Raw genomic sequence first — 11694 nt, 5'->3', positions numbered from 1 at the left:
CACCTGTTGCTGATCGATGCCGCCCACGTCACTGATGAACGCGCTCACCTTTGTAAAACAGCCCCAAAAGGCACTTGAGCAACCTATTCCAACGATGTTTTAAGGAGTTCTCATGAACAAACTCACGGTCACCCAGAAATTCCTGGTTCTGATCTTGCTCGCCTTGGCCGGGATCCTCACCTTGGCGGGATCAAGCTTCGTCCAAATGGGGCAGGTCTTCAAGGCTGCCAGCTACGCGACGGAAAACAGCGTGCCTTCGCTGGTCAACATCGCGGAGTTCAGCAATGCCATGATGAACGCTCAACTGGAGACTTGGAAAACTGTCGCGGATACCGATGTCGATCGAATGAAGCGCTACAGCGCTGCCATCAAGGAGCAGTTGCCAAAGGTCGATGCGTCGCTGAAAAAATACGAAGCCAACAATATCAGCGACGACACGGACCGTGCGCTGTTGGCGGAAGTCAAGTCCTCGTGGGCAAATTATCAGGGACTGCGTAGCCGTCTTGAAGAGTTGGGTTTGGCTAACAAAGGTGAAGAAGCAATAACGCTGAACGAAAAGGAACTGGCCAAGGTGGATCAGTTGTGGAAAGCGGTAGGCGATATCCAGGCCTACAACGAAAAGCTCTCCAAGGAAGGGGCAGCCCGCGCGGACGCCACCAGGCAATCCGCTTTCATGAGTTCCATGGCGGTGGCTGCCACTACCCTGGTCCTGGTGACTCTGATCGGCATCCTGATCGCGCGCAACCTCATCAAGCAACTGGGAGGCGAGCCTGTCTACGTGGCCGAAATCGCCAACAGCGTGTCCAACGGCGATTTGACGATCCAGGTGGCCACGCGCAGCGGGGACACCACCAGCGTGCTGGCCGCGATGAAGAACATGGTGGACAAGCTCTCGCGCGTGGTGACCGACGTCAACAGCGGCGCGGAATCCCTGGCGGGTGCGTCCGAAGAGGTGAGCGCCACGGCGCAGTCGCTCAGCCAGGCCGCCAGCGAGCAGGCCGCCGGCGTGGAGGAGACCAGCGCGTCGCTCGAGCAGATGACCGCCTCCATCTCACAGAACACCGAGAACGCCAAGCTCACCGACAGCATGGCCACCAAGGCCGCCTCCGAGGCCACCGAGGGCGGCGAAGCCGTCAAGGCCACCGTCGCGGCCATGAAGCAGATCGCCCAGAAGATCAACATCATCGACGACATCGCCTACCAGACCAACCTGCTGGCCCTGAACGCCGCCATCGAGGCCGCACGCGCCGGCGAGCACGGCAAGGGCTTCGCGGTCGTCGCGGCCGAGGTGCGCAAGCTCGCCGAGCGCAGCCAGGTCGCCGCCCAGGAAATCGGCGACGTGGCCAGCTCCAGCGTCGAACTGGCCGAGCGCGCCGGCACCCTGCTGGGCGAGATGGTGCCCAGCATCCGCAAGACCTCCGACCTCGTGCAGGAGATCACCGCCGCGAGCGAGGAACAGTCGTCGGGCGTCGGCCAGATCAATGCCGCCGTCGGCCAGCTCAGCCAGACCACGCAGCAGAACGCATCGAGCTCCGAGGAACTCGCCGCCACCGCCGAGGAAATGAGCAGCCAGGCGGAGCAGCTGCAGCAGACCATGGGCTTCTTCAAGCTGGCGGGCAGCGTGCCGGCCAGGGCGCCCTCCGGTGCGCTCCGGAACGCTGCGGCGAGAAAACCCGCGCAGTCCCGCAGGCCCGGCCCCAGCCTCGCCTTCGCGGGCGCCGCGGGTGCGGACGGGATCGACGAATCCCAATTCACCCGCTATTGATGGCTGCCCAGGACGCCCGCATGCCCAACGCCAAGCATTCCCCCGCCACGGACCCCTCCGACGGGGCCGCCGCTGATGCGGCGCAGTACCTCACGTTCCAGCTCGGGCGCGAGATGTTCGCCATCGGCATCCTTGCCATCAAAGAGATCATCGAGTATGGCGATCCGACCACGGTGCCGATGATGCCGCGCTCCGTGCGCGGCGTCATCAACCTCCGGGGCGCCGTGGTTCCCGTCATCGACCTGCAGGCGCACTTCGGCGGCGAGCCCGCGGCCGTGGGCAAGCGCACCTGCATCGTAATCGTCGAGGTCGGCGCGGACCAGGAGCGGCAGGTGATCGGCGTCGTGGTGGATGCCGTCAACGAAGTCATCGACATCGCCCCTGCCGACATCGAGCCGCCGCCCCCCTTCGGTGCCCGCATCCAGGCGGACTTCATCCAGGGCATGGGCAAGGTGCGCGACCGCCTGGTGGTCCTGCTGAACCTGGACCGGGCCTTCTCCACGCAGGCCCTGGCTGGGCTGGCCCTGCTGCCGGCGGACACGGCCGAGCCCCGTTGAGACTCCCGCCGCCCGACCGCCCGCCACGGAATGACCGCACCTGACCTGTTCCCGCCGAGCGCGGCCGCACCCCGGGGGTCGCCACCTGCGGCCGCCTGTTCGGTCCTCATCGTCGATGACAGCCGGACGCAGCGGCAGCATGCCGTGCAGCTCTGCCACCACCTGGGCATCGCACAGGTGCTGGAGGCCTGCGATGGCCGCCAGGCCCTGGAGATGATCGCGGCGATGGTCCCGCAGCCCAGCCTGGCCATCGTGGATCTGGAGATGCCCGAGATGGACGGCATCGAACTCATCGAAGCCCTGCAGCAGCAGGGCCTGCGCATCCCCATCGTCCTGCTGTCGGGACACGGGGACGCCCTGCTGGACTCGGTCCAGTCGCTGGGCACGTCGGTCGTGCGCGGGCTGCACAAGCCGCTGAAAAGCGGCGATCTGCAGTCGGTCCTCGAGCAAGTCCTGTCGCCGTCGGCGCCCCTCCCCGAGCGGCGCCGTGCGCCCCGCATGCCGATCGACGCAGCCATGCTCGATCAGGCCATCCGGGAGGGAGGCATCACGCCCCACTTCCAGCCGAAAGCGGACACCCGGACCGGCATGCTCCGCGGGGTGGAGGCCCTGGCGCGCTGGAACCATCCGGTCCTGGGCATGGTGCCGCCGGACGAATTCATTCCGCTGGCCGAACGCGTGGGACTCATCCACGCGCTGACGCTGTCCATGATGGAGCGCAGCTTCCTGCAGTGCGCCGCCTGGCAATCGCGCGGCATGCGGCTCACGCTGGCCATCAACTTGTCTCCGCAACTGCTGGCCTCTCCGGACATCGTGAACGAGATATGCGCGCGGCAGCTGCGGTACGGCCTGGCGCCCTCGCAGCTGATGCTGGAAGTGACCGAAGGGTCGATGGTGGAGACCTGCAGCGCCGCGCACGCGGCGCTGGTGCGCCTGCGGCTCAAGGGGTTCGGTTTGTCCATCGACGACTACGGCACCGGGTTTTCCTCGCTGCAGCAGCTGTCGCGCATTCCCTTCACCGAGCTCAAGATAGACCGCTCGTTCGTCCACGGCGCCCACCGCCGCAAGAGCCTGCGCGTGATCCTCGAGTCGGCGCTGGACCTGGCGCGCCGGCTCAACCTCTCCACGGTGGCCGAGGGTGTGGAACACCTGGAGGACTGGCGGCTGCTCCAGGACTTCGGCTGCACCAGCGCCCAGGGATGGCTGATCTCCAGGGCGATGCCCGGGGAAGACCTGCCCGCCTGGAACCGCTCCCACCGAACGCGCCTGGACGATCTGCGGCTTCCCTGACCACCACCCCATGCCATCCAGAACCATCTCCGATCTCGAGTTCGGGCACTTCCAGCGCTTCATCTTCGACGCGGCCGGCATCACACTGTCCCCGGCGAAGAAAGCCCTCGTCTGCGGACGCCTGGCCAAGCGCCTGCACGCGACGCAGATGGCGGGGTACGCGGAATACTTCGCACTGCTGCAAAGCGGCCAGGATCCCGCCGAAGTGCAGATGGCGGTCGATCTGCTCACCACCAACGAAACCTATTTCTTCCGCGAATCGCGGCATTTCGATCTGCTGCGCAGCGCCGCGCAGCAGCCCGGCGCCACCTCGCCGTTCCGCGTGTGGAGCGCCGCCAGTTCCAGCGGCGAAGAGGCCTACAGCATCGCCATGGTCCTGGCGGACTGCCGCGGCGGCCAGTCCTTCGAGGTGGTAGGCACCGACATCAGCACGCGCATGCTGGACAAGGCCCGCACCGGCCACTATCCGGAGCAGCGCGCCCGCCAGATCCCCCAGCCCTACCTGCGGCGGTTCTGCCTGAAGGGCCAGGGGCCGCAGGCAGGAACGCTGCTGGTGGCGCGCGAGTTGCGCCAGAAGGTCCGCTTCCTCCACGCCAACCTGAACACAAAGCTCCCCGACCTGGGCAGCTTCGACGTCGTGTTCCTGCGCAACGTGATGATCTACTTCAACGGCGAAACCAAGCGCGACGTGGTGGCCCGCGTGATCTCGTTCATCCGGCCGGGCGGGTATCTCTACATCGGCCATTCGGAGAGCCTGCACGGCATCGACTCCGCCATGGTGCAGATCGCGCCCTCGGTTTATCGCAAGCCATGATGCCCGGAGCCGCACGTGCCGACGCCTTCCAGGCCCATGGACGTTTTCCTCCAGCCGGGGGAATACTTCGTGGGTGACGACACCATGCGGCTGCGCACCATGCTGGGCTCCTGCGTGGCGATCACGCTGTGGCATCCCGCGCGCCGCATCGGCGCCATGTCGCATTTCCTGCTGGCCGACCGCGGCCGCCCTGCCCGGCCCGGCGAACTGGACGGCCGCTACGGCGAAGAGGCACTGGAACTGATGGTGCGCGGCCTGCGGCGCGAGCGGGTGCCCACCGCCGAATGCGAGGCCAAGGTCTTCGGTGGCGGCAACATGTTCCCCACCCGGCCGGAGTCCGTGATGGACACCGTCGGCACCCGCAATGGCCACGCCGCGCGGCAACTGCTGGCCGGCCGGGGCATCGCGGTGCGCAGCGAACACCTCTTCGGCGACGGCCACCGGCAGGTGGTTTTCGACGTCGCCAGCGGCGCGGTCTGGGTCCGGCAGATCCCGCCGGCCGCACTGCGGCAGCCATAGCCGGTCTCACCACAGCGCTTTACAGCAGACGCAACAACCCATGAAACCCATCCAAGTCATCGTCGTGGACGATTCCGCCGTCGTGCGCCAGGTACTTACCGGCCTGCTCGGAGAGGCGCCCGGCATCGAGGTGCTGTATGCGGCAGCCGACCCGCTGCTGGCCATGGAGCGCATGAAGCAGCAATGGCCGGACGTGATCCTGCTGGACGTCGAGATGCCCCGCATGGACGGCATCACCTTCCTGCGCAAGATCATGGCCGAGCGTCCCACGCCCGTCGTGATCTGCTCCACCCTCACGGAAAAGGGCGCCAGGACCACGATGGAGGCGCTCGCCGCAGGCGCGGTATCCATCGTGACCAAACCCCGGCTCGGCCTCAAGTCCTTCCTGACCGAGAGCGCGGACGAACTGGTCGCCACCGTGCGCGCCGCAGCGCGCGCCAACGTGCGGCGCCTGGCCCGCCCGGCCGTGCCGCTGGCGCCCACCGGCAAGCACACTGCCGACGCCATCCTGCCGCCCGGCGCGGGCCGGGCGATGGCCCAGACCACGGAGCGCGTGGTGGCCATCGGCACCTCCACCGGCGGCACGCAGGCGCTGGAAGAAGTGCTCACCGCCCTGCCCCGCGTGTGCCCCGGCATCGTCATCGTGCAGCACATGCCGGAAAAATTCACCGCCGCCTTCGCCAGCCGCCTGGACGGCCTGTGCCACATCGCCGTCAAGGAGGCGGAAAACAACGACCGCGTCGTTCCCGGCCGCGCGCTGATCGCCCCGGGGGGCAGGCACATGCTGCTGCGGCGCAGTGGTGCGCAATACCACGTCGAGGTGCTGGACGGCCCCCTGGTGAACCGCCACCGCCCCTCGGTGGACGTGCTGTTCCGCTCCGTGGCCAAGAGCGCGGGCGCCAATGCCCACGGCATCATCATGACCGGCATGGGCGACGACGGCGCCGCCGGCCTGCTGGAGATGCACCAGGCCGGTGCCCGCACCACCGCCCAGGACGAAGAGAGCTGCGTGGTCTTCGGCATGCCGAAGGAGGCGATCAAGCGCGGGGGAGTGGACAAGGTCCTGCCGCTGTCGGCGATCTGGAGGGAGATCGGGGGGGCTTAGGGCGAGTCTCTCCACCCGGCGCCAGGCAGCGGACCGTCAGTTCCCGCCGCTCGAGCAGGTGGCGTCTGTCGCGGACGCCGGCTTGCAGACGCGCACGCGGCCCGTCTTGGAGATGATGACCCGCCGCGTCTGTTGCAACAGCGCCGCATCGGAAAGATCGTTGCGCGCGATTTCCAGGGTGACGTTGCCGAAATCCTTCACGTACCCCGAAGAGTTGAATGTGACGAAGGGCGTCGTACCCGCCGCCGTGCCCGTGCCGCTCACGGAAAAATACGAAGCCAGTGCAGGCTGCGCGGATACGACCAGGTCGTTGGCGGCATTGAACGAGCCGGTGCCATCCACGTCCACATACACGGTCCACCCGGCGGCCCAGGAACGGCCATCGGTGGGATACACCGTGGCATTCATGTTGCGCTTCATGGCCTCCGTGCGGGCCGAATTGATGCTCGAAAGCAGCCCGTTGGCAGCGGAGGTCAGTTCGGAATTGCGCTGGAAGCTCACGAAGCTCGGGATGCCGATGCGCAGAAGCACTGCCACCAGCACCATCACCACCATGAGTTCGATCAGGGTGAAGCCCCGGGGCCGCCTGGCGGCCACGCTGCTTCGGAGGGCCTGCGGCCCATGGCGCGCATCCGTCGTCATGGCCAGCACAGTTTCGGATTGGTAGTGCTGGCCGTGCCGGTACATGCTTTGACGCCCATGCTGGTCAGGGAGAGATCGCCCACGGCGGGGTCGGACTTGACCGGGCTGGCCACGACCTTGACACAGTCCGACAGTGTCAGGCTGCTGTTGCAGGTCGTGGCCGACAACTGGTAGGTGGCCGAGCCGGGATTCTCGCCCGCATACGTCTTGAAAGGCACGGTGAAGGAGGTAGCAATGCCGCAGTTCGTGTTCGCCGTGGCGGTGGCACTGCCCCCGCTGTTGCTGAACCCGAGGTAGCAATTGCGCTGCGTCATGAAACGCTCCTGCTGCTGCATCAGTTCCGCCAGGGCCGTGCGAGCCTGGGCGCGCCTGCCCTTGAGTACGGAGTCGGTATAGGCAGGGTAGGCCACCGCTGCCAGGATACCGATCACCGCCACGACGATCATCAGCTCCAGCAGAGTGAAACCACGGTTGGAAAGAGGTTGTGTCATGGGGTTGTCGCGTCCTTGCGGAGTTGCCGGTAATCGTAGATCTGCCGCCAGCTGAGCCGGCCGACCACCTCCTGCACCGGGGTGCTCTTGCCTTCGGTGACGCCCGAGGAGCCGGTCTGCAGGCTGCGCTTCATGATCGTGCGCACGGCTTGGCCGGTGCTATCGTAATTGGTCACCGTGGAACTGGCGGTGTCCTCGATCACCACGAATGCGCTCAGCAGCCCTACCTGGGACTCCGCCGTGCTGCCCGTGCCCGCGGCGACATCCACCGTGTATTGGCGTCCTGAACCTGGATTGGCGTTACAAGCTCCTGCAGAGGTGACATCTCCCGGGATGACCGTGCTGAACGCCACCGTCAGTCCGCCGAGGTCGGTGAAGCCGCTGATGGACCGCTCGCCGGAACTCGGCAGATCGATGTACCAGCCGGCGCGCTGGGTGGTGTCGCCATCGCTCTGGGGGCGGCCCCACTTGAAGCTGGCGACACTCACCGTCTGTGCCGTGGTGCTCACCGTTCCCGGGGCCATCCGGCTCCGTCCGGAGATGGCCGCAGCGGGAGTGGAAGAGTCGGCCGTGGATGAGCCGTTGTCGTAGAGGGCGTACACGCTCTGCGTGCTGGTGGAAGTCCGGTCAGACGATTCCAGGTACTTGCCGGTTCCGATCAGTACGTAGAACGTCTCCTGGCTGTTCACGATCGGACCGGTGAAAAGTTGCGGCGCCGAAGTGATCGGCTGCGCGTTGCCCGAAGCATCCTTGGCAATGAAGAAGGGGTACGGGGTTCCGCCCGAGCCGAAACTGCTCAGGCCGGCCACCGTCCAGCTGCTGGTGGCCTTGTAGCCATATGTGCAGGAAGAGCCGGCAGCAGTGGACGTGGCGCAGGTGAAATCCAGTTTCCACAATTTGCCATGCAGGTCTCCGGCATAGATCTGCGTGACCTCCCCACCGCGGGCGTAGAGAGGCGTGAAATTCGCCATGCCCGTGGCCACGGTGGCAGCGAGGGTCGCGTCCACGGGGAAGATCAGCTTGAAGTAGTTGGTCCCTTCGACCCAGGCATCCCCCGAAGCCTTGTCCAGCGCGAGCAGGAAGAGCGCCGGACGGCCCCCGCCGCCCCCACTGTCGAAGGTGCTGGAGTAATTGTCCGCCCCGCTGGCCACGACGGCGAACCAGCGATAGGTATCCGCCCCGGTCCGGAATTTGAGGATCTGCGGGCGCCCGATCACGAAGCCCATGTCCGAATCGTCGGCACCGGTGAATTCCCACATCGCATTGCCGACTGCAAAGGTTTCCGGCTTGGAGACATCGAGCGCGAACACACCCCGGCCGCCGGCGCCGGTGCCGGAAACGAGCACGGTCTTCCAGTCGGTGGCACTGCCTGCGCCCGACGTGAAAGCGACCTGGGCCTCTCCCACGGCAGATGGGGCGTCGACATAGGCCTGGTGGTTGTTGACATAGGTCGGCGAAGTCAAGGCCGAGAGCTTCGGGCCCATCCAACTGGGAACATAGGCAAACAACTCGTCCCCTGCGGTGATGCCCTTGCCAGTGTCCGTCTGGGCGGCGAAGGCGTGCAGCATGCCATCGTTCGCTCCCGCGAACACCACGGGGGAACGGCTTCCATTCGCACTGCTGGCGCTGAACAGGGCATAGCTGTTCCCGGTGAATGCCGCTGGGGGCGGACCGGAAAACGTGACACCGGAGTTCACGATGTCTCCCAGGAGTTCCGTTCGCACACGGAACTGGGCACCTGCGCCCTCATTGGTTCGCACCCCGCGCAAGTAGTCCAGACGGTCGGGCCCCAGGGAATCCGCCGCCGCGCTCGGAGACGCCTTGCTCAGGGACGTCTGCATCGGCTTGCCGCTGATACCGCTCCACGTGAACTCCGTAGCAGCCTGCCGGCTGCCATGACCGGCGAAGATCTTCCGATCGGAAGCATTCTTGGCCTTCAGGCGGGCAGCGGCACTCCACACCGGGTTGGACGACACGGAAAGGCCGGCCGACGCCCCTGACCCCGATCGCGTGATCTGCTCTGCGATCACGTCACCCGTCCACGAAGCCACGTCGAACTTCGCGGAATACAGGAAGTTGTCCGCACTTGCCTGCACGCGGGAGGCAGAAGCGCTGCCAGCGATACTGCGCGCGCTGCCGATCGAACTCTCGAAGATGGCCTTGAACGCGGCCAGCACCCCCCGTGCATCGCTCTGCAGATAGTAAGTCGACGCTTCGCCGGGGGAACTCGGCTTCTGCCAGACGTTGTTGTCGTTTGTGTTGGTGGCCTGGTTCCGGAACGGATTGCCGTAGGCATTGTAAGGATCCACCGAAGCGTTAGAGGACGACGATGTCGATGAGGTCGAGTTGAAGCCCCCGTACTTGGCGGCCATGAAGAACTGGTTGCGGGTCTGCCGGGTAGTGACATCGTTCTGGGCCGCGTATTCGTTCACGTCGAACAGGAATGTCTTCACACGCAATCCCGGGCGCTGCTTCGCGGTGGCCGCAGTCCATCGGGTTCCGCGGATGTCCTGGGTATGCGCCCAGTACGCGTACCCCATGATCTGGCTGGTCTGGCTATTGGAAGGAACGTTCGGATTGGGCGTGTTGGGATTGGACGTCGTGCGGTTGACGCCCTGGCCGTCCACATAGGCCATGGACGTGCCTTTCTCGAACGCCTGTACCACCTGGTGCCACGTGCGGAAGTTCGTGGCATTGTTGGCCGGATCATCGGAGGTGGGGATGTTGCGCCAATTGCCGTCGTGGGTATTGATGTCCCCGATCACCACGATATTGCTGCGGACGCACGAATAGTTCTCCGAAGGAGAACGAGAGCCACCGTAGGGATCGATATTGGTCCAGTCGGTATAGACCGGATAGCCGTCGTACAGCGCGCTGCCGGTGGAAGGGGTACCCAGGCCGGAAATCGCATCCCCGGTGGGCGCCAGGCCCTGCATGTACCGCAGTGATTGGTAATACAGTTCTCCGACCGGGTCGTATATCTTGTAGCGCCCCGGCACGGGCCCGGTCCGGCCGAACTGGTTCAGGTAATTGATCACCCCGCTGATCCCGAAGACAGTGTCGGACTCGGGATTCTTGTTGAAAATGCCCGTGTTGATATTCCACTCGGCCTTCGCATTCGTCGTGGTTTCCTCACGACCCAGCACATCGAAGGTTTTCTGCCCGACGTACTTCATGGGCGCACGCAGTACGCCACCATAGCGGCCATTGTTGTAGCTTGCCGTCTGGTCCATCAGGTAGCCGAATGCCGCCAGCCTGAGCTGGTCGGAATACTTCTGGATCACGCCCACGGGCTTGTAGTTGCCACTCGGGTATTGGGTACACAGGCCGTAGTCACGGATATCCTGCAGCAGGTCGCCGGTCTTGTTGCAGACCTGCACGCGCGAATAGAAGAAACCGTCGGAATTGAGCGCCGTGCTTTGCGGGGGCTGCCATGTACCCGTGTAGGGGCGCGTATAGCAATTCTTGCCCTGGCCGGGGGCAGGATCACCGATCACCTGGTAGTTGCAATTGATGCCATTCGAGGCGGGCACGACGGCCCAGTTCTGGCGCGGGAAAAGGAAGGACGGCGGAACGCCGAACCACACCTCGCGCACGCCGGTGAAGTTGCACATGGCGTTTTCTGCCGTGCACAGCACGGCATCGTTCGGCAAAGCTACATTGTTCTGGTAGGTGGTCGTGCCACGGCTCTGCGTCGTCGTGGGCGCACCGAGCATATATCCGCTGCTATCCGTGCAGGATCCCGCGGCAGACGCCCCCGCCCGGAAGTACACCCGGTTCAGCGTGTTGGCCACCCAGATGTCGTTGCCGTTGGCGCCGGTCACCATGGCATTCGGCACGGCACCCCAATAGGAGTTCGCTCCGCCCCCATCCTTCGCCAGCCGCTTCGCCGGAAAGTTGTTCGAATTCCACATGCAGATGGGATCGCCGTTCGGCAGCACGGCCCGCTGCAGGATGGTCAGCGTCGAGGTATCGACATAGCGGTCGCCACCGGAGAGCGCAAGGCGCAGCATGTCCACGGCGGAATTGGTGGCCCAGTTCAGGAAGTTTCCGCTGAAGGCATCGTTGCATTTGCGGTTCGTGGCTCTTCCGATGGGATCGAAGCGCTTGTAATCAGCGGCTGTCCTTCCGCTTTCCGGCGTCTCGGTCGGCGCGTCGTTGTACCGGTAGCAGCTTTCCGCGTCGTAGTAGCCGAGGTATTCATTGGTGTTGGCGTACGAATCGTCGGTGTTCGTGTTGGGCACGTTGACGTACTGGGCACCCACGGTGGGATATTCCACCGACAGGGCCAGGGCCATGGTGGGTTTGTCCTTCACGTTCACCGCGTACAGCGGGTCGCTGGACAGATTGATCGGCGGCGTGGTGACGGGCGAGCCGGCGCCGATCGCCAGGAAAGACGTCCCGAACGCGACGAGGCCCGCCAGGATGGCCACGGCCCCGAGGAACGGCTTGCTGATGAAGCCCCGCTGGCGCAGGGAGGGCCGGTAGGATGGACTCTGGGCGTTCATGGC

The 11694-nt window shown here is 65.2% G+C and carries 9 protein-coding genes; 6 read left to right on the top strand and 3 right to left on the bottom strand.

Annotated elements, in window-relative coordinates; translation table 11 throughout:
• Positions 1-112 precede the first annotated feature (112 nt).
• Genes BLR05_RS02570 through BLR05_RS02545 form a run of 6 tightly spaced genes read left to right on the top strand, consistent with a single transcriptional unit; the run spans position 113 to position 6050 of the window.
• Complete coding sequence (locus BLR05_RS02570; protein WP_092832122.1) at positions 113-1765, top strand: methyl-accepting chemotaxis protein; 1653 nt, start codon at positions 113-115, stop codon at positions 1763-1765.
• A gap of 20 nt (positions 1766-1785) precedes the next feature.
• Complete coding sequence (locus BLR05_RS02565) at positions 1786-2322, top strand: chemotaxis protein CheW (protein ID WP_092832174.1); 537 nt, start codon at positions 1786-1788, stop codon at positions 2320-2322.
• A 30-nt stretch (positions 2323-2352) separates the two neighbouring features.
• Positions 2353-3612 (top strand): EAL domain-containing response regulator, encoded by a 1260-nt coding sequence (locus BLR05_RS02560; RefSeq protein WP_092832121.1) that lies wholly within the window; start codon positions 2353-2355, stop codon positions 3610-3612.
• 10 nt (positions 3613-3622) lie between these two features.
• The gene (locus BLR05_RS02555; RefSeq protein ID WP_092832120.1) at positions 3623-4426 is read left to right on the top strand and encodes a CheR family methyltransferase; all 804 of its coding nucleotides are present in this window, start codon (positions 3623-3625) and stop codon (positions 4424-4426) included.
• 36 nt (positions 4427-4462) lie between these two features.
• A complete protein-coding gene (locus BLR05_RS02550) occupies positions 4463-4945 on the top strand; it encodes a chemotaxis protein CheD (protein ID WP_092832119.1) in 483 nt (160 codons plus the stop codon).
• Between the two features lie 40 nt (positions 4946-4985).
• A complete protein-coding gene (locus tag BLR05_RS02545; RefSeq protein WP_092832118.1) occupies positions 4986-6050 on the top strand; it encodes a protein-glutamate methylesterase/protein-glutamine glutaminase in 1065 nt (354 codons plus the stop codon).
• Between the two features lie 36 nt (positions 6051-6086).
• Here the strand turns inward: BLR05_RS02545 and BLR05_RS02540 are convergent, their stop codons facing one another.
• From BLR05_RS02540 to BLR05_RS02530, 3 genes are read right to left on the bottom strand one after another with little or no spacing between them, the layout of a single operon-like run.
• Positions 6087-6692 (bottom strand): GspH/FimT family pseudopilin, encoded by a 606-nt coding sequence (locus BLR05_RS02540; RefSeq protein ID WP_230681092.1) that lies wholly within the window; start codon positions 6690-6692, stop codon positions 6087-6089.
• Positions 6689-7183 (bottom strand): type IV pilin protein, encoded by a 495-nt coding sequence (locus tag BLR05_RS02535; protein ID WP_092832116.1) that lies wholly within the window; start codon positions 7181-7183, stop codon positions 6689-6691. Before BLR05_RS02535 ends, BLR05_RS02540 begins: the two co-directional genes overlap by 4 nt.
• Positions 7180-11691, bottom strand: a complete 4512-nt coding sequence (locus tag BLR05_RS02530; protein WP_092832115.1) for a pilus assembly protein — start codon at positions 11689-11691, stop codon at positions 7180-7182. The genes BLR05_RS02535 and BLR05_RS02530 overlap by 4 nt, the downstream gene beginning before the upstream one ends.
• Positions 11692-11694 lie beyond the last annotated feature (3 nt).

It is taken from the genome of Paracidovorax cattleyae (assembly GCF_900104515.1).
Lineage (GTDB): Bacteria > Pseudomonadota > Gammaproteobacteria > Burkholderiales > Burkholderiaceae_C > Paracidovorax > Paracidovorax cattleyae.
Note: the sequence above shows the minus strand (reverse complement) of the source record. Positions and strands in the feature narration are given on the sequence as shown.

Coding starts and splice junctions, on each gene's coding strand:
- BLR05_RS02570 (WP_092832122.1), top strand. CDS start 113: ATGAACAAACTCACGGTCACCCAGAAATTCCTGGTTCTGATCTTGCTC.
- BLR05_RS02565 (WP_092832174.1), top strand. CDS start 1,786: ATGCCCAACGCCAAGCATTCCCCCGCCACGGACCCCTCCGACGGGGCC.
- BLR05_RS02560 (WP_092832121.1), top strand. CDS start 2,353: ATGACCGCACCTGACCTGTTCCCGCCGAGCGCGGCCGCACCCCGGGGG.
- BLR05_RS02555 (WP_092832120.1), top strand. CDS start 3,623: ATGCCATCCAGAACCATCTCCGATCTCGAGTTCGGGCACTTCCAGCGC.
- BLR05_RS02550 (WP_092832119.1), top strand. CDS start 4,463: ATGGACGTTTTCCTCCAGCCGGGGGAATACTTCGTGGGTGACGACACC.
- BLR05_RS02545 (WP_092832118.1), top strand. CDS start 4,986: ATGAAACCCATCCAAGTCATCGTCGTGGACGATTCCGCCGTCGTGCGC.
- BLR05_RS02540 (WP_230681092.1), bottom strand. CDS start 6,692: ATGACGACGGATGCGCGCCATGGGCCGCAGGCCCTCCGAAGCAGCGTG.
- BLR05_RS02535 (WP_092832116.1), bottom strand. CDS start 7,183: ATGACACAACCTCTTTCCAACCGTGGTTTCACTCTGCTGGAGCTGATG.
- BLR05_RS02530 (WP_092832115.1), bottom strand. CDS start 11,691: ATGAACGCCCAGAGTCCATCCTACCGGCCCTCCCTGCGCCAGCGGGGC.